Below are 18,597 nucleotides of genomic sequence, written 5' to 3' on the forward strand. Positions count from 1 at the left end.
GGCGCCGGGAAGGTGCCCGTTTTTTATACCGGTAAATCCTTACGCATGCATACGCTGTTGTCTACACCGATATACTGCCCATAATTTTCTGTGATGGCATAGCCATATTTCTGATAGAGCGCAATCGCCTCCGGTTGCCGTTTACCTGTTTCCAGTACACAGGTCTGGTTGCCCAGTTCCCGGGCCCATTTTTCCAGTTCCTGTAGTACTTCACCGGCGAGGCCTTTGCCACGGTAATCGAAGTGCACATACATGCGTTTTACTTCCACCGTTGCATCCGAAAAGGGTTTGATAGCGCCACAGGCCACGGGGCGTCCGTCGAGATAGCCTACCACTGCCTGTTTGATAAGATCAATTTTGTTGAACTGGGCATAAAACGCGTGGTCTCCGCCGTCGCGGATAGCGAGGTCCCGATCCAGCAATTTTACCAACGATATGAAATCGGAGTTGCCGGAATCGGTTCTGGTGAGTTGTAGCATAGATAAATATTGTGCGGACCATGAAGGTACGAAATTCCGTCGTGGACCCTATAGCAGGAAAGGTATCAGTTTACGGGTCTGCTGCTGATAGGCCGCATAAGTGCCGGGAAATAGTTCATTGAGCAGTATTTCTTCCTGCCCTATTTTCATATAGAGCGATAGTGCACAGATGATGGTTACAATGATGGCCGCACCGCCGCCGGTAACGAGACTGGTGCCTGCCAGCGCAGTGATAAAGCCGGTATAGATGGGATGCCTTACCAGCCGGTAAGGTCCTTTGACGACCAGTTCATGGTCTCTTTTGGCCGCCACGCCGCCGCTCCAGTTGGTGCCCAGCAGTAGGCGGGACCAGATAGAGAGGGCAATACCGGCCACACAGAGCAGCGCCCCGAGGCCCTGCAACAGCGGTAACGCAGGCAGGAAGTGGCTACGCGTAAACAAAGGGTAGTATAAAGTAGAAAAGATGATGGTATAACCGATAACGCCCAGCCAGCGCTGACGGGTAGTCCTGAGTTGTACGTTTTCTTTGGTGCGGTTCCGGAGCGTAAGCCAACAGCAGCCGAACAGTATCCAGCTACAGAGAGTGATCCAGACGAAGAGGTTTAGGTTTTCCCTGATCATAGGACGGGTAGTTTTGGACGCTGAAGTTAAAGAGGATGCGGGAATTGACGGCTATTCATTTTGTTCATTCGCTGAAAAAAGACAATGGCCCGCCGGTTGTTCCAGCAGGCCATTGTAGGATGAAGAAAGATATTATTGTTGAAGTAGTATGCTGCTTTGATACACAGCCCCGCTGCGGGAAATGACTTTAACATGGTACCATCCATCAGCGCCGTGTATCCGGAAGGTATGGTTGTTCAGCCTGGTCCTTTTCACTTCCCGGCCTTGTAAGTCGAACAGGATGAGCAGGGCACCGCTCAGGTCTTCTTTGTTGTTGATAGTGACTTCGCCGCGGGTAGGATTGGGAAATAGCTGCCATGTGGCCACTTTCCCGCTCGGTGGCGTGATGAAGGCGCTTGGCTGTGCACCACAGGCGGTAACGGTGACCTTCACCGGTTTCCGTTGCGGATAGTCGCAGTCAAATCCGGCCGTAACATAGTACGTGGTGGTAGCGGCAGGACGCACCGTATAGTACCTGCCGGTAAAGAGCAGATGGCCGCCGGAAGGGGCGTCGTACCAGCGGACAGCGGAATAGTCGGAGCGCGGGTCAACGGCATGCAGGGTGATAGTATCTCCCTGACAAATACCCGCGCTGTCGCGGTCGGGGGTTACCGGGCCGGCGAAACCGCCCTGGAGGAACACCTGATGCACGGTGTCTGAAAGGCAGCCGTTGGCAATGGCCTGGACATAGACCTCCACCTCCAGCTGGGAATAGGCGATGCGCGGCGGGATGACGATATGATTGTCATTGACAAGGTACCAGGTGCTGTCTGCTACCGGCCCTAAGAAGCCGGAGTGGAGTACCCGGATTTTATAGCCGTAACCCGGCCGATGATTTTGTATGGAGATCACCTGGGTATCACATACCATTTCCTGCGGAACGGAAAACACCGGGTCCGGCATCGTCTGTACGATGACCTTCACCGGTCTGCGCTGTGGGTATTCACAGGTAAAGGCGCCCGCGGCGTAGTAAGTGGTGGTAGTATCGGGGATGACTAAAAAGTAGTTGCCGGCCCCCAGCCATTTGCCTCCCACGGGAGCATCGTACCAACGGACCACCATATCCGCAGATTGCTGGCTGAAGGCGTGTAAAACCGCGTAGCCTCCCTTGCAGATGGTGAGGCTGTCGGCATCCACGGAGGGTAGTCCGCCGCTGCCGCCAAGATGATACACCTGTTTTACACTATCTGATGTGCAGCCGGTAAAAGGATTTACGGCCCGTACTACCACATTGACCGTAGCGCCCATAAAGGCAACGACGCCGGGTACGGCGATGCTGTCTTTGTTTTTTACCGTCCAGGCGGTGTCTTTCATGACGGCGCCGTCAGCAGCAGTATATTTTGCCTTCACTTGGTAGTCGTTGCCTGGTTGATGGTTGAGTACCGGCAGTAACTGGGCGCCACATACCTGCCCTTGCGGAACACGGTAAACGGGAGCAGCCGGTGTGCCGTTATGGTAGTAGGCGTAATAAACGCGGAAGTCATCCAGCAAGCCCAGCAGGCTGCTGCTGAGCGTGATCTTCACGCGGTCGAACGTTTGCCGGGGATGCAGTAATACCTCGGCGCGGGTATTTCCCTGTAGCAGTCGCAGGATGCTGCTGTCTACGATCAGGGCGTCGTTATTGGCAGTATTGCCGTTGAAAGTCTGCACTGTGACACCCCGGAACAGGTTGGCCGACAGCAAAGTGCTTCCGCTGCCAATGCTGATGACTAATGAGTCGCAGCCGGTGGTACTGGCAGCAGGAAATATCAGCGTTTGCTGCACGGTGACGCCCAGCAGCCCGGCAGTGATGGCGAAGCTCGAATAGTCGTTGTAGTTGGTATTGACGGCATTGCCCGGGTTGAGGACGCCGCAGAGTATACAAAGCCCCGTGACGCCGTTCGTTTGGGCATTGGCGTAGGTCTGCGCCTTTGTTCCAAGAGGTAGTATACAGACAAGGGACAGGATTAATTGGAAAAGGTAAAATTTGATTTTCATGGGAGGATGTTTAATGGTGAGATTGTATGGGAAAACGTGCTTACAGTAAGGATTGCTATCCTCAAAGCTAGGGCTCCCCCCTGTTTAAATATTGCAGGCATGCCATCGTTGCCTTATATTTGGGTAGATAATATGATAAAATCCCTATGCCCCCGGCTATTACATTTATTGGTTGTGTGCTTTTTTTGCTCCCTTCGCGGATATGGTCAATATACGGAAGCTGTTTTCGCTGATATGGATATGTTTACCCTCGAGGGTATCCAGCCGCTGAAGCCTCCTTTCGTGTATCCATATGTGATCATCAGATCGCGGAATAATAACGAGAAGGATATTTCGTATCATGTTAATGATAAGCGGGTTTCCAGTTATCACTATAAAAAAATCAACAACTATTGGTTGACAAACTATGTTTCAGAGGGAGATACCTCACAAAGGAAAGAAACCGGACTATCATGATGTGAGCTGCTACCGGATTAGTGACCGGTCTTTGTTTGCCTGGCTGCACCTTTATATGGATATGGAGGAGGTAGCGTGTGAGTGACAAAGTTTAATGTAAGCAGATACTGTATATTTGGATGGATAACAAGTAGCATTTATATGAACCGGCTATTACCTTTATTTGTTTTATGCGTTCTTTGCAGGCTTCAGGGATACAGTCAGCAAACGGAGGCTGTTTTTGGAGATATGGATATGTTTACCCTGGAGGGGATCAAACCGCTGAAGTCCCCTTTCGTATATCCATACGTGGTAATAAAATCGAAGAATAATAGGGAGAAAGATATTACCTGTCATATCGACAACAAGACGGTTAAAAGTTATCATTATGAGAAGATAGGCCACTACTGGCGGACGATCTACAGCCATGTAGGTGATACCTCACGGGAATATGTATACGAATATGTAATGCCGGATAAGATTGTTGGCCTGAATTATTGGGTTAACGCTAAAAGTAAGGCCAGCTATCTGAAAGAAGTGTCTGTTTTCAGAAAATGGGAGGAGGAAAATTTTCTGATGGGCAAAGGGCTTACGATAAAACCTGATGTTTCGCTTCCTGACAGGCTACGAGCGCAGGCCTTAGGCTCCGTCGTGCAGAAAATTCAGATAAAGAATGGAGTGTTAAGACTGGAGCGGACGATTTATAACGAAAAAGGGAAAGAGAATCATCGCAATGTGACCTGCTATAGGATTGGCAGCCGGTCTTACTTCGCCTGGCAGTATCTTTATACGGATAAAGAGGAGATAAAGTGTGAATGACGACGTTTTGTTCTGTTAATATTCACTGTATGATAAAAAGAACATTACTCATTTTCGTACTGGCGGCATCCTTTGGCGTTGGGTTCGCCTTCAACGCCGTATGGACCCATGCCACCCAAAAACAAATCCAGATGAAACGCGTAACAGGCATCGGGGGCATTTTCTTCAAATGCAACGACCCCGAAAAAGTCAGACAATGGTATAAAACCCATCTCGGTTTTGATACCAACGAATACGGGGCAAAGTTCGAATGGAAACAAAAAGAAGACACTGCACAGGACGGATATACGCTGTGGACCCCTTTCGCCGGAAAAACCAAATATTTCGAACCTTCCACGAAGGACTTTATGATCAACTACCGGGTGGAGAATCTGGAAGCACTGGTCGTGGAACTGAAAAAAGAAGGGGTGACGGTGTTGGATAACATCGAGACGTACGACTACGGAAAGTTCGTGCATATCCTTGATGTGGAAGGGAACAAAATTGAATTGTGGGAGCCGACAGGTAAGTAATATTTCCCCGCACTATGAAGATGATCAAATACGTGATATTGTTCGTCCTGGTATTTTCTGCCGGCGCGAATCTTTGTTGTCTGATGATCGATCATCATTCTTTCGCCAGAAGAACACTATTGCTCCAGTTGTTGCTTTTTTTTGTTGTGATGAAAAACAACCGGTGGACCTACCGGATAGCGCTGCTGCTTTGTGTTTACGGTTTGTATAATTGTTTTTATATTGAACCGAAGGCCGCTGTGCCGACCCATATGCAGTTTACGGCCCCTGTGAAAGACCTGTTTTTTGGGAGTCGTAACGGCGGGAGATGGGGGCATATGATCAGATTGATACCTTTGCTCTTTTATGTTGGTTACCCGTTGCTGCTGATAAGCAGGAAGGGGAGGGAATATTATGGTGTAAGCCTGGTTGATAAAAAGATATAGATGATACGACTGGTTGTATTGTTAGCCTTATGTTTAGCTTGTGGGCGGACAAAAGGACAAGTCCCTAAAGGGGATACCATGATCCGGGGCGAAACGTTGATCTGTCCGATAATACCGGTACATTTTGATATAACCTATGACCGGATTGTCCGAATCAGCCCCGATATCTTTCCCAAAGGAATAAACGGTTTGGCAGGGATCAGTATTGTCATTGATTCCTCGGCAGCCATCCAACAGTTCGACGTGATAGCGCTCCGTATATATAATCGGGATAGCCTTGTGTATGATTATGCTACTGATAAAACAAAACCTGAAACGGCCAAATTGATGGCCAGGTTGCAGCGGTTTATCAAAACCGTGAAGGTGAAGAAACTGAATAATGAAATGACTGCACCGACGGAGACTTACCAGATAGCCGTGAAATTCAGATGAATTATCAAAAGGCTATTTTTAATTTGTAATTAATTGATAATAAGATAAATACATATTTTGTGTGATAATCGTTTTGCCTTGCAGGTCTGCTCATTTGCAAGGCTTTTTGATATCTGTGCAGGTAGTATACCTGATTGTACGGGAATTCCCTTATTTTTGACGCCTGACTAAAAGAATAAATGGAGAAGGAGCAATATTTTGACATTGAAGCACCGATCATTCCCGGCGTAAGTCTTGGTGGTATTCAGCAGGGGATGGAGGTAAAAGGACTGGAGAAGATGTTTCGGACAGACCAGTACTTTGCCCGTGACAAGAAGATCAGCCTCGTGACAACACCTTCCTTGCGATATATAGAATACTGGTACATGGGTGGTATTATCCGTCTGAAAGTAGATATTTATGATGGAAGAATTACCAATATCATTGCTACAAAAGGGTATCAGGGCACGGTCAACGGCGTACTTCGTGTAGGCATGACGGTGCGTGAAGTGCTGCAGGTAGATGCCGGCTTTAGTTGTTATTCTCCTCCCGGCGGACTGATGAGCCCTAATTTTCTGGGTATCTGCCTTTATTTTACGCCTAACTTCGACGCAGAAACCGACAGCCTGTCGGATTATATGGACCATAAGATCCTGGGCATTGGCCTGATCAATGAATTTAATGCAGAAGGAGACGATGTATATGTGATGTTGTATGGGTTAAACCATCCCCGGTTTAACGGTTAGTTTTTCAGTTCCATATCGTAGCGGTCCAGTCCCGGTCCGTAAAAGTCGGCAGTGACTTTCGTCACCGCAAATCCCATCTTTCCAAAGAAAGGGGCGGAGTGTTGTGTGGTGTCCAGCTGTATCGTGCAGGTAGGGCATACTGCTTTAATGATGTTTATTCTGTGCTGGAATAGTTGCCTGCCCCAGCCCTGTTTGTGGTACTGCCGGTGCAGCAGTCCCCAGGTCATGACCGCCGTGGCCTTGTCCGGCCGGACGTAGTAGCCGCCGCAGCCTATCACCTGCTCCTCGTTTTCGATGACATAGTAGCATTCGCTTGTATCGGCCAGGTTGCGTTGCGCCTGGGTATCCAGCCACTCGTCGAAGTCTTTGAGCTCCTCCGGTGCGAAGAACTGCGGCATATTGCTGCGGAAGGCGTCGAGGCAGGCGGATTTGTCGGTGGCGGTGTATGGGCGGATGGTCATGCGGCGAAGGTAGGGAATTATTGTCAGGCCGGCACATGTTGGGCCGCCACGTGGAGGAGTATCTCCTGGCACCTGGCGCCGAAGAGGGCCTCTTCTTCCGGGGTGTTTGCCGGTGTATTAATAATATCGCTGAATAGCTGTTGTAATGTGCTGTCGATTTTGCCGCTGCCATAGAGCCAGGATTTTTCCTGTTCGAAGTTATCGTGCCAGTGTTTGGTAGCGTCGGAAAGTTTCTCTTGCTTTAGGGCATCTGCCGCAAATTCAAGACGTATCACTTCTTGTCTGCCCTGGGTGAGAATGATAGAGGAGAACTCGGTACTGCCGTGGGTGATACCATATTCATCCGGCTCAAGTAGTACTTTTCCCTGTTCGATGAAGCGGGTATATAAGGTCTTGTTTGGAGAGGTTTCGATGACGAGCTTATTTCTTTCTTCACTTATCAATAGAGTTCTTCTTGTTTCTGTGAAACAAACCATCCAGCGCAAAGAAAACCCTTCATATTGTTTATTCTGAAAGAGAATCCCTACGTCTTTGAAATGTAAAAAGTTTGAATGTGTGAATGGCTTTATATGGTTGTAATGGTAAAACGGGACGGCCTTTTCCAAGGTATGTACTTCGGGTTCAGTTTCAGCAATTCGTAGTATCATAGTATGAGTGTTTTTTTAAACAGGTAAAAAATAACTATTAAGTTATGATCCCAAACTGCTGATATATTCGCAGTGATAAAAAATTAACATTGGCTGTGTCTCTTTTCTGTAAAGGGTTTGGTTTAAATGTATTCTGTGGCGTATTAGCAGTATGATTGTCTAAATTGTATGGTACGAGTTTTTGGTTGAATTGCTTTAAAACCGCTTTTGAGATGTCCGCTATCCATACTTTTGAGTTTGTTATTGCTAATGCCCCCAATATTCATGTCGCCCCATCAATTGTTATTCCAGAGGAATACAGGCAGCACATATATGCCTTTTCCAGTCCTTATTTGTTTAGGTCTTCTAAAATAGATATTCTCCTGCACAGATATGAAACGAATGGCGCTTCGATTATCAATGCAATGTTTTTTGTTAAAGAAAAGACTATCATCGAAACACAAGTGAAGGGCACATTTCATGTGTGTTCCTGTATGATGCAGGGAACAGCAGAAGTACTTGTCAAAAGCATGGGTAAATTACCTTTTTACCAGGGGCAGTTCAGTCTTTTTGAGGTAAAACCGGAAAAACTGCTGTTGTATTTTGATCCTGGTGTTTACGAATGGCATGGCATTACTTTTTCTAAGAAACAAATCATTGATTTGGCCGGCCTGTCGCCTATGTTGAATAAATGGACCGCGCTTATAGAGGGAGTTAAGTCGGTTGTTGTCAGTAAACATGCCGGTATTATTCAGGAGGATCTTGGCGGACGGATTAGGGAGTTGAAGAGGGTGGGTGTGTTAGATAAATTAAAGGCCTCCTGGATTCAGAATAAAGTATTCGAAGTATTGATGCTGGCTGTTACCTATTTTGAAAGCGATCAGCACCCTGATACAAAGAATAATGACTTTTTGTTGTTTGCCGGTATTAAGTCCTATATAGACCAGAACCTTGATATTCCACATACCGTGGGTGAATTAGCGCATATGTATAATATCAGCGAATCCAAGATTAAGAAAGGATTTTCCAAATACTATCAGATACCTATTAGCAAGTATTTGGTCAAACAGCGAATGGAAACTGCGGAGCGGCTTATCATGGAATCCGGTCTGAGTATGAATAAGATAGCCTATATGCTGGGGTATGGCTATCCGGCAAACTTCACCCGGGAATATAAAAAATATCACGGCAAGCTTCCGGGAGCGACCCGTTAAAATTTCAATGTTAACTTTCTCCAAAAACCTAAAATGATAAGATACCATTTCCAAAATGAATATTTTGTTATCTTTTTATTAAGGAACTTTATATTGTTGACGTTGTTACCAGGAAAATCAGAAAGCCCGAAAAGAAGAACCTAGTTGATTTTATCAAAATAACCGTTAATCTCTCCTGGTAGTACCATTAAAGACAAAATCACATAATCCGAATTGTAAAATGTTGCAGGTAAAACATGATGAGATCGCTGGCCCTCTGGTGGTTTACTGTGCCAATGTATGCTTTAGGTAATTTCAAATAGACAATATTAATAAGTAGCCCGAATATGTATGCCACCGAGGTAGATGGTGGTGGGTTTGTCTTGCATAAAATAGTAAGTATGATAAATGAATTAAAGGAAACACACAACCAGAATGTTGATCAGCAAAATGGTTTCCACCACCTGCTTGATGAAATGTCGATACCCTATACAGAAGACGAACATCGTTTAAATGTAGGAAGTCTTCCGGGTACAAGTGGGTGGCTGCTATTTTTATCAGTAGATGTAGACCAGATTGAGCGCCTGATTGCGACCGTGTGTCCTTTATTGTATAAAGAAGAGGTTGCATTTTCTGTAGTAAAAAATCAAACAATTGCAGGACAAAGAAATGACTTCTGGTTTGGTGTAGATGAAGTAGGGAGAATGATAACGGTATTTACAAATAATGAAAAAAAAACGAAAGAAATCGTAACCCAGCTAACTAATGTGACAAAGGACTTTTACGGCCCCGAAGTCCATAAGGCAATTCGGCTGGGGGAGATTATATACGTGGCCTTTGTTAGTTATGTGGAACAACAAAATACAAATGGTCATATGCTTGCTGCACCAGTTATAGAGGCGATAGATGTGAAAAAAATGCCATTTAAGGTAGACAGGAAATATCAATATTGGAAAAGGAAAAGGTTACTAAAAAGGCGCTATGTGCCGTTGGTAATGATGGGGCGATCGCCTAAAGGAGATTTATTGAAATCGGTGGATTTGAAGGGGCTCAAATTTAGCTGGTGCTTTATTAAAGAAGGCAAGTATCATGTATTCAATGATAAGTATGGAAGGTATATAAAACACAGATTACAATGGCAGGCAAAAGTATTAAGAGATCTGTATGGATATGTTCCCATACCCAGGTTTATCGACTATTTTGAACAGGGTGAAGAGAGTTATCTGGTAATGGAGTTGTTGGAGGGGGTTGATCTGGCGGAAAGGATTGAAAAAATATACCTCGGTAGAAGTTGGTCTGAGCTGTCTGCGGATGATCAACGTCTTTTAGTCAGTTATTATTTAAAGGTGCTGAGGATAATTGAATGCATGCATGACAGAGGATATGTTCATAGAGACGCTACTGCGACCAACTTCATGATACTGCATTCTGGTGATATTTATGCTATTGACCTCGAATTGTCATATAGTATAAATGAAAGGGAGCCTAACCCGCCGTATACACTTGGTGTCTTTGGCTATGCTTCTCCAGAGCAACTTCAGCTTAGCATTCCAACGGTTAAAGAAGATGTTTATACTATGGGGTCGCTGTTGTTGCATATGCTAAGTGGTAGACATCCTGGTATTTTCATTAATAGAAATAGTGAAGTTAATGTGCCCGAAATAGAAAAGTATTGGGGTGTGGAGTCCCTGCTCCCAATCATGCTGCAGTGTTTTGATGTAGATCCACGGAAAAGGCCAGATTTGTTGGAAATAAGGCAGGCTGTTGAAAAAGCATTCAACTAAATTGTAATATATGAAAAAAGAAACGCTGTCGGATATCGCTTCATTTGCCTACATTTTGTTGTTTTCATATGCAGCAATGAGTAAGTTGTTTGATATGAAGTTATTCCACTTGCAATTGAAGCTCCAGCCATTTGGTCCAACCTTGATACCATTTATTATGTGGGGAGTTCCTGTTGTTGAGCTATTGATAGTGTCGGTATTGTTGATCCCCCGATACAAGTATCTGGGTCTTAAATTGGCCACAGGGCTTATGATCATATTTACCGGTTATATATCGATTGCAGAACTGGGTGTGTTTAAAAAGATTCCCTGTAGTTGTGGTGGTGTTATTAGCAAATTGACCTGGGGGCAGCATTTGTGGTTTAACCTCTTTTTTTTAGTGTTTGGAGGGGTGGCTTTATTGCTGCATTACAATAAAAATAGATTTAAACTTAATTAAGATACTGATGCGCATAGTACAGGAGTCAACCTGGTTTAAAAATGACATTTTTTATCTATAACCTTTTAAAAATCAGATGTATGAACAAGATTAAAATTGCTTTCGCAGCTCTCGCAGCAGTTGCTGGTATTGGTGGCGCTTATGCAGCTACTCAGGGTGAATCTAGTGCAAGAGTACTGACTTACAACTGGTATACCCCTGCAGGTACTCCTTTTTCTGTTAGCCAAACTACAGTTGCTGCTGCTAATGCTTCCGGCTGTAAAGGTACAAGTGTAACTTGTCTTAAAGGTACTAACGTTGCTAAACAGCAGGCGCCTGTTACCTTATTCAAATTCTAAGGATTTTTATTCAGAGGAGGCGGCAAAACTGCCTCCTCTTATTTAATGCTGGTCGCAATAATTAGTGCGCCGGAACTTTGAAGTTTGACTTTCTTAAAGCATTGTTATATGAAGATGCATAACCCAATCAAGAAGTTGAAAATAATTTGTACGGCTTTAGGAGCTTTGGTGGGTTTAGGAGGAGCTTATGCTTCATCTGGTCGCACGGCATTCGGGGTTGCCGTCAATCCTACTTATAATTGGTACACACCCGCAGGATCACCCTTCAGTATAGGAATGACTGTTAACTCCGCTATAGAGGCCAGTGGATGCGATGGTTCCGGATTTATTACGTGTTTGAGAGGAACGAATTTTGCAAAACAGCTACCACCTGTAACATTGTTTCACTCTCATTGGGCTGGCTAAACCCATAAACGGGTTTATTCCCTTTCAATTGGTCAGGTTTTGAATTTTGGTAATATTTAAAACGTGATGTATGCAAAAAAGAGTAAAATTTACTGAAAGCATAAAGGTTGTCTACCTTACTCTGGGAGCGCTGATAGGGTTTGGCGGAGCATATGCGACTTCTCATAAAGCAGATCCCGGAGCGGTGAGCTATACATATAACTGGTACACCCCTAATGGGAACCTGGCGTTTATTTCTACCGTTGCTGTGGCAAGAAGTGCTTGTCCTATAGGCGGAGTGGTTGTTTGTTTGCAAGGAACTAATACAGCGCGTCAACTACAGCCGATTACCTTGTTTCGGGCGTCCTTTTGATATTGTATGGAACTTTTGTAATTATTTGGCGTTTGTTAACACTGTCGTTTTGCCATAAGGATCCGGTTATTCCCCGAATCCTTATGGTTTTTTGTTTATGAGCTTGTCATATCAAGGCGCGTCCTGCAACAAAATACTATACTCATTTCTCATTTCGAGATTGATGTCAAGTCCATACTTATTTAAGCTGCGCTTTAGCTCTGTGATGTCTGTCGTGTTAGGTATAATCAAGTCAACTTTCCCCGAATAGTCGGTTTCGTTTACTACCTCGTGCTGAAGGTTGTTGTAGAGCCTATTATTTACTACGTAATCGATCCCGATATTCTTAATGTAGACGCTGTCGTTATTTTTCTCATGGTAAGCTTTGTCCGTCTTAGCCGCCCTGAAACGATCGCCGCTTTTCATTTTTGATAAGACATAACATAGAACGCTATCTTGTTTTAACATGCTTTTTAGGTTGAAGTAGTCATCCAGCTCCTTTTGCATTATTCTCCTTGCTTTTTTCTCTGAGCTGTCTTTAAGAAATAGTTCATAACAATACAAGTTCTTGGATGTTCTTAAATCAGGGGCAAATTTGAGAGTATCTTTATAGGCGGCAATTACTTTTAACGGTTTGGTGCTTTGGGTGCTTCCATATGCGATCTGATATAATTTGTGGAGTTTCAGATTTTGGCAAACGAGTCTGCTTTCTCCTTTTTGCGCCGAGAAATTAGAAGTGGTCAAATTAGGCACCATGGGATCTGCAGCCCCCAGCCAGGAGTAATACAGTTTTCTTTTTCCTGAACAATATTGCTCGTCTGTTATTAGTAATGGTTGTCCACCCATGGCTCTTTTTGCGTCCATCGCTTCTTTTTTTTCGGGGATATCCAATGCAACACCGTGTAAGAATTTTTCAATATTTTCTGGTGTTATTTCGTATTGAGAGGTAATTGCCTGCACAACTCCGTTTTTGTCTATCCAGATTTCATGTGGTTCTGAAAAATGGGGGAACATGTTTCTCAGGGCGGACTTGTCGCTGGTGGATGTTAGAATAGGAGGTAGATGGATGTCTTTTAATTTTGGATTCTTTTTGATGAATTTTATAACATCCTCTTCTTTTTCGAAGGTAGTTAGCAATACATTAAATTGATTATTGTATGCTTTTTGGAGTGAATCCAGAGCTGGAATGAAATCGATACATGGCTCGCAGGCAGTAAACCAGAAATCTATGATGAGTGGTTTGTTATTGAAGTTTGTCAATAGCTTTGCCTCTTTTGTAGGATAATTTATTAGTGTTGTTAATTTGATATCCGGGCATTTATCGCCAATGTTAACCTTCTGGGCACGGGCAAAGTGGATCTGTATACCAATCGTGAGCAAGGTTATCAGGCAACTGATTTTTCTCATTTTTGTTAGTTTAATTGTTGACGTAAAGTAATCCATTGATACTTAGTTATATCCTTTGTTTTGGGTTAGATTTTTATTGAGTATGATTTCCTGATTGGGAATTGGGAATAGTGTGTCGTTGTCTTGCCAGTTTTGTTTAATTGGTTTTAAGACGGTATTGGACAAATGGAGCCGTTTCAGGTCAAGCCATCTATTGCCCCATTCAACCATGAGCTCAATTCTTCTTTCCTTCAGGACATAAGCTAAAGCCTGGTCCTGGGTTACATTGTTAGGTAAGTCGACGAGAATGGCGTTGTTTGATCCTCTTGCTCTTTTTCTCAGCACATTAATATCGTTTATGCCTGCTCCAATTTGTCCTTGTCTTATTCTTGCTTCAGCTCTGATCAGGTATTGTTCTGCAAGTCGTAGTAGTGTGTAGTTCTCTGTTACTGTCGAGCTGGCAAAAGAAATGGGAACTTTATATTTATATGGAAAATAGTAGGTGGTATTGCTTATAGTGCTACTTTTTACCCAGGCAGTTCTTCTTGGGTCTCCTGGTTCAAAATCACTCAATAGTTGTGGGCTGAGGATATAGCCGGGTATTGCACTGGTACTGAAAGGAACAAACGTCGCTCCTTCTCTTGTATTGATTCCGTTTCCAACAGTAGCTAGCTGCCATATAGCTTCGTTGCTTTCAATTAGAAATACTTTGTTGAGGTCACTGTTTAGACTGTATTGTGGCGCATTTATTACATTGCTGGATTCGTCTTCGGCCAATTTCCAGTTTCCGGTATAGAGATAAACTCTGGCAAGGAGTGCTGAAGCTGCATAAATATTGGGTCTTACCCTACCTGTGGAGGGATATGAACCGGTTAGCGTTTTTTGTGCATCAGTAAGATCCGTTATGATGAAATTATAGATGTCTTTCATAGCGGTTCTGCCTTGCACGGATGTTGTGTTGTAATCTGTAGACGTAATTAGCGGCACGTCCCCGTATAATTGTGTTAAATAGAAATATAAAAGACTTCGGATTACCTTACATTCTCCCAATAATTGATTCCTTGTTCCGGAGGAGATGCCGTTGCTATTGGTGATGCCCTCAATGGCGGCATTTGCCTGGTATATGTACTGATATGCTGTGGGCCAAATGCTGCTTTGATTGACGAAATTGCCACTGCTGATCGAATTAGTTTGAAATTCAATCAAGTCAGTATTGGTACCGGAAGTACTGATCAGTTCATCTGACGTTAACCCGGTGTATATCGTTACTGCACCTGACGACATGTTTATTCCGTTGGCGGAAATCTGGGAATACAGGCCACTCACTGCTGATGTGGCACTAGCGTCATCCTTAAAAAGCTCTTTTGATGTGATTTTGTTATCAGGAGAGGGGACGTCTACGAATTTATTGCATGCTGTTGTAATGAACATTACAAATGTAAGGGCATAAATCGTTATTTGTTGCCTCCTTTTTTGGGGAGGTATCACTACTGTGATGAGGTCTCCGGTGATAGTAAGTTGGATATATCTTAGCATATTGAAATTAATTAGAAGGTTATTGGAATGTACTTTCCTCGAGATTTACAGGGACAACTGTACACCTCCGGCTACCGTTTTCAACGGGGGAATGCCATATAAGTATTGCGTTTCCGGATCCCCGAGGAAGTTTGTGATGGTAAACAGATTTTGTGCCTGAACAAATACTTTGGCTCCTTTCATCCCAATAGATTTCATGTATTTATCCGGAAATGTATAACTAAGAGAGACGTTCTTGAGCCTTATAAACGAAGCGTCGCTATACATACCGCTGGAACGGGCATAAAGAATGGCTTGTTTATATGCCGCGCTTGTAGTTACAGCCGTGAATTTTTCATAAGTTGCATTGTCTCCATCCTTCTGCCATCTGTCAATAACCGAGGTTGGCTGATTGTACATCATGCCAGGAAAGTTTTTTGAGGTATAGAGCGTGTATTGTGTGTTTCGTCCCAGTTGTTTTCGAAAACTGAACAGGACGCTTAACTGAAAACCTTTGTAATTGATGTCGCTTGACACCGATCCGAAATAGTTAGGATCTGTTTTTCCGACATATTGAAGATCTTTTTGGTCGATGGTATTGTCTTTGTTGATATCGTCAAATGTATACACGCCGGTTTTGGGATCGATGCCAGTATACTTGTATAATCTCAACAGGTTTACTGATCTGCCGATTTCATATACATTTGCATAACTGGAGTTGCTCAGGTCGGGAAAGCTCTCCAATATATTAGTGGGTAATGTCAGATTAGACTGTATATTCCATCTTACTTGCTTCGTGTTTATTATTTTGAGGTTTAAATCAAATTCAAACCCTTTATTGATAACTACTGCCGGAAGGTTTTTGGTGATGGAAGCAAAACCGGTTTGTGTAGGCAAACGATAATTTACGAGTTGATTGCCGCTTCGGTTTTTATAGTACACAACCGAGAAAAGCGCTCTGTCATGCAGGAGCCCAAGTTCAAGAGCTACTTCCAGTTTTTGGTTTTTTTCCCAGTTGAAACCCGGATTGAATGGATTGTCTGGCGCGACGCTAACCCCTCCCTGATAAGCTTGCACCGGAGCCCATGTGGATAGATACTTATAGTCTCCAATTTGATCATTGCCCGTTATGCCATAGCTTCCTCTTAATTTACCGTAGCTCAGAAATTGTACATGATGGGAAAAGAAACTTTCATTCGTAAAAATCCAGGCCAAGCCAGCTGCTCCAAAGTTTGAGAATCTCTTGTCGGGACCAAAACGGGAGGATCCGTCTCTTCTGCCAGTCAGATTAACTATATATTTGTTGGAATATGCATAATTCAGCCGCGCAAATAGTGCTTCGTATCTATACTTACTGTCATCTGATGATTTATTTCCCACACTTGGTGCGGCAGCAATGGACCCAAGAAGATTATCAGAGGTGTATCCCTCAAGTGTAAAACTGGCATTGTCTCTTTGATTTTCCTGCCATGTGGCCCCCAACAAAAGGTCCAGTTTTCCGTTAAATAGAGAACGCGTATACTCCAGTTGAGGCTCAATAATCCAGCTTTTGTAGTTGCTGTTTGAGTAAGATGCAGAGCCTGTGGGGTTAGTAGCGGGGTTATATGAGGCGACTGGAAAGAGCTGTGTTTCCTTAACGTTCATAACGTTGAAGCCGCCGCTTGCCCGAAATGAAAGGCCATCTATTATTTGATAGTCGACCGTTAGATTGTTAAGGAAGTTATTTGTTATGGCTGTATATTTTCTCAGGAAACCAGCCATGGGGTTTTGAAATGTGACACCTGATTTTGTCCAGTTTAGACGTCCGGTGGAGTCATATAATTCAGGTATATTAGGAGGAAGCTGATAATCGATAGTGCTTCCTGGTATTAATTTGTTGTTGTCAAGATTGGTCAACGAAGTAAGCGTAATATTTAATTTCCTATTGGGATTTGTATGATGCAAATATACTCTTATGGAAGAATTGTTATCCGCGGCATCAGCTGGTAAAATAGTTGTTTCCCGATGGAAATTACCTCCTATTGAAAACTGCGTTTGTTCATTTCCGCCTTCAATAGAAAGACCGGCATTAAGTAGTTTTGCTGTTCCTCCGTAGACCAGTTTTTGGACGTCGGTATATCTTGTGGTATCCCATTTTGTCAAATCAGGAGCATATGCAGGGCCAGGAGTAGAGCTCGGAATAAGACCATCGTTTTTGAAGGCTTCTCTGCGCATCGCCAGGTATTGTTGTGTGTTCATCATTTTCAACATCCTCGCCGCTGTACTGGCACCGGTATTTACGTTTGCATTCAACGTCGTTTTCCCTGCTTTTGCCTTTTTGGTTGTAATCAATACCACACCATTGGCGCCTCTGCTACCATAGATGGCAGTGGCATCTGCATCTTTTAATACTTCAATACTTTCAATTTCTGCAGGGTTAAGCATGCTGAACGGGCTTAAGCCACCATCTTTCTGACTGAGTATTGAATTTAGATTATTGATGTTACCGTTGTTCGGAGCAAATGGAATTCCGTCTATTATGAAAAGCGGTTCGGAGCCATTGATAAGTGAACTCTGTCCTCTTACCTGTACCTTAACAGATGCTCCCGGTCCCCCGCTACTCTGCGTTATCAATACACCAGGTATTCTTCCTTCCAGCGTTGCCAATACATTTGATACCGGTTGTCTGGATATTTCTTCTGCTGTTACTTTACCTATATTTCCTGTATTCAGTCGCCTCGATGTTGTGCCATAAGCCATTACCACCGTTTCGTCCAACCGGTTGTTGGCAACCTCCAATTTTACCTGCATAGGTTCAGCGGTGGCATTCATCAGTTTAGGAGTGTACCCTGTATAGCTGATTTGAAGTAGTGCCCCGCGCGGTACATTATTAAGGGTAAACTTTCCCTTTTCATTGCTGATAGCACCTTTCTGTGTGGACTTTACAATAATGAATGCTCCTGGTAATGGGGTTCCGTTTTGATCCTTAATCACGCCGGAGATAACACTGCCGGAGTCAGCGGGTGCAGCATTCATTGAAGCAGGTGTTTTCTCTGGTTTTAAAACAATTGTTTTAATTCTGAATTCCCAGGTAATACCCTTGGTGGAAAGAATATTTTTCAACACATCGTTGAGTAACGCTTTTTTGACGTATATGCTTATCCGATAGTCATCCTGTATCTGGTTAGTGTTGTACAGGAATACGAGGCCAGTTTGTTTCTCAATGTCCTTAAAGACTTTACTGATGGGAGCATCCTTAAAGGACAGTGTCACCTTCATTTCTCCCTGACTGGATGCGCTTGCGGGAGGGGAGATATACAGCATACCGGCAATAAGTACCAGTGTGATTAGTTTACGGAGCCCACCTCCGCGCACATGGTGTGTAAAGTTCATGACAATGTGTTGATAGGTTTGATAAATTGTTGTTGTAAAATCAGGTACCTCTAATAAGAAGACAACAAAAGAAAAAAGCTGGCCTAACAGCAGGAGGATTTTTTCGCGTTAACTTAATGTTACGCGTTTGTGTCCATAACAGAAAATTAACATACAAATTAGTATTTGCATTCTTTCTTTGCATCTGATATTTCATAACAACTGATTAACATTTTTTCTTTTCGTTCAATTCGCTGTAGCCTCGGGTTATGCCTTATTTTCATGTAAGACTATTTATTTGATA

At 43.7% G+C, this 18,597-nt stretch carries 18 protein-coding genes; 10 read left to right on the top strand and 8 right to left on the bottom strand.

The features are described 5' to 3' along the window. Nucleotides 1–23: 23 nt before the first annotated feature. The 3 genes from ICL55_RS34205 to ICL55_RS34215 form a co-directional block, all read right to left on the bottom strand. A complete protein-coding gene (locus ICL55_RS34205; RefSeq protein WP_188106419.1) occupies nucleotides 24–479 on the bottom strand; it encodes a GNAT family N-acetyltransferase in 456 nt (151 codons plus the stop codon). Nucleotides 480–527: 48 nt separating this feature from the next. Further along, nucleotides 528–1,100: a methyltransferase family protein gene (locus ICL55_RS34210; protein WP_188106422.1), complete on the bottom strand. Its 573-nt coding sequence runs from the start codon at nucleotides 1,098–1,100 to the stop codon at nucleotides 528–530. 132 nt (nucleotides 1,101–1,232) lie between these two features. Then, nucleotides 1,233–3,116, bottom strand: coding sequence for a T9SS type A sorting domain-containing protein (locus ICL55_RS34215; protein ID WP_188106424.1), 1,884 nt, complete (start codon nucleotides 3,114–3,116; stop codon nucleotides 1,233–1,235). 684 nt (nucleotides 3,117–3,800) lie between these two features. Between ICL55_RS34215 and ICL55_RS34220 the strand changes: the two genes are divergently transcribed. The 5 genes from ICL55_RS34220 (at nucleotide 3,801) to ICL55_RS34240 (ending at nucleotide 6,464) form a co-directional block, all read left to right on the top strand. Then, nucleotides 3,801–4,370, top strand: a complete 570-nt coding sequence (locus ICL55_RS34220; protein ID WP_188106426.1) for a hypothetical protein — start codon at nucleotides 3,801–3,803, stop codon at nucleotides 4,368–4,370. A 29-nt stretch (nucleotides 4,371–4,399) separates the two neighbouring features. Beyond that, nucleotides 4,400–4,882 (top strand): VOC family protein, encoded by a 483-nt coding sequence (locus tag ICL55_RS34225; protein ID WP_246496851.1) that lies wholly within the window; start codon nucleotides 4,400–4,402, stop codon nucleotides 4,880–4,882. 14 nt (nucleotides 4,883–4,896) lie between these two features. Continuing rightward, nucleotides 4,897–5,307 (top strand): hypothetical protein, encoded by a 411-nt coding sequence (locus tag ICL55_RS34230; RefSeq protein ID WP_188106429.1) that lies wholly within the window; start codon nucleotides 4,897–4,899, stop codon nucleotides 5,305–5,307. A 189-nt stretch (nucleotides 5,308–5,496) separates the two neighbouring features. Beyond that, nucleotides 5,497–5,739, top strand: a complete 243-nt coding sequence (locus tag ICL55_RS34235; protein WP_188106431.1) for a hypothetical protein — start codon at nucleotides 5,497–5,499, stop codon at nucleotides 5,737–5,739. Nucleotides 5,740–5,918: 179 nt separating this feature from the next. Beyond that, entirely contained in the window at nucleotides 5,919–6,464 is a 546-nt protein-coding gene (locus ICL55_RS34240; protein ID WP_188106433.1) for a hypothetical protein, read from the top strand. Here the strand turns inward: ICL55_RS34240 and ICL55_RS34245 are convergent. Then, nucleotides 6,461–6,925 (bottom strand): GNAT family N-acetyltransferase, encoded by a 465-nt coding sequence (locus ICL55_RS34245; RefSeq protein ID WP_188106435.1) that lies wholly within the window; start codon nucleotides 6,923–6,925, stop codon nucleotides 6,461–6,463. The genes ICL55_RS34240 and ICL55_RS34245 overlap by 4 nt on opposite strands. A 23-nt stretch (nucleotides 6,926–6,948) precedes the next feature. Then, entirely contained in the window at nucleotides 6,949–7,368 is a 420-nt protein-coding gene (locus ICL55_RS34250; protein WP_188106438.1) for a hypothetical protein, read from the bottom strand. 416 nt (nucleotides 7,369–7,784) lie between these two features. Between ICL55_RS34250 and ICL55_RS34255 the strand changes: the two genes are divergently transcribed. The 5 genes from ICL55_RS34255 (at nucleotide 7,785) to ICL55_RS34275 (ending at nucleotide 12,062) form a co-directional block, all read left to right on the top strand. Then, on the top strand, nucleotides 7,785–8,765 hold the full coding sequence (locus ICL55_RS34255) for a helix-turn-helix transcriptional regulator (RefSeq protein WP_188106440.1): 981 nt from the start codon (nucleotides 7,785–7,787) through the stop codon (nucleotides 8,763–8,765). Between the two features lie 380 nt (nucleotides 8,766–9,145). After that, complete coding sequence (locus tag ICL55_RS34260; RefSeq protein ID WP_188106442.1) at nucleotides 9,146–10,528, top strand: serine/threonine protein kinase; 1,383 nt, start codon at nucleotides 9,146–9,148, stop codon at nucleotides 10,526–10,528. Between the two features lie 10 nt (nucleotides 10,529–10,538). After that, entirely contained in the window at nucleotides 10,539–10,967 is a 429-nt protein-coding gene (locus ICL55_RS34265; protein ID WP_188106445.1) for a MauE/DoxX family redox-associated membrane protein, read from the top strand. Nucleotides 10,968–11,047: 80 nt separating this feature from the next. Next, the gene (locus tag ICL55_RS34270; protein ID WP_188106447.1) at nucleotides 11,048–11,305 is read left to right on the top strand and encodes a hypothetical protein; all 258 of its coding nucleotides are present in this window, start codon (nucleotides 11,048–11,050) and stop codon (nucleotides 11,303–11,305) included. 475 nt (nucleotides 11,306–11,780) lie between these two features. After that, a complete protein-coding gene (locus ICL55_RS34275) occupies nucleotides 11,781–12,062 on the top strand; it encodes a hypothetical protein (RefSeq protein ID WP_188106449.1) in 282 nt (93 codons plus the stop codon). A gap of 111 nt (nucleotides 12,063–12,173) precedes the next feature. On the opposite strand, the gene ICL55_RS34280 is transcribed toward ICL55_RS34275, so the two are convergent. The 3 genes from ICL55_RS34280 to ICL55_RS34290 are packed head-to-tail and all read right to left on the bottom strand — an operon-like array spanning nucleotide 12,174 to nucleotide 18,314. Continuing rightward, nucleotides 12,174–13,448: a TlpA family protein disulfide reductase gene (locus tag ICL55_RS34280; RefSeq protein WP_188106450.1), complete on the bottom strand. Its 1,275-nt coding sequence runs from the start codon at nucleotides 13,446–13,448 to the stop codon at nucleotides 12,174–12,176. A gap of 42 nt (nucleotides 13,449–13,490) precedes the next feature. Beyond that, nucleotides 13,491–14,963 (bottom strand): RagB/SusD family nutrient uptake outer membrane protein, encoded by a 1,473-nt coding sequence (locus ICL55_RS34285; protein WP_188106452.1) that lies wholly within the window; start codon nucleotides 14,961–14,963, stop codon nucleotides 13,491–13,493. A gap of 45 nt (nucleotides 14,964–15,008) precedes the next feature. Then, complete coding sequence (locus ICL55_RS34290; RefSeq protein ID WP_188106454.1) at nucleotides 15,009–18,314, bottom strand: SusC/RagA family TonB-linked outer membrane protein; 3,306 nt, start codon at nucleotides 18,312–18,314, stop codon at nucleotides 15,009–15,011. Nucleotides 18,315–18,597: the final 283 nt, after the last annotated feature.

It is taken from the genome of Chitinophaga varians (genome assembly GCF_014529945.1).
Lineage (GTDB): Bacteria > Bacteroidota > Bacteroidia > Chitinophagales > Chitinophagaceae > Chitinophaga > Chitinophaga varians.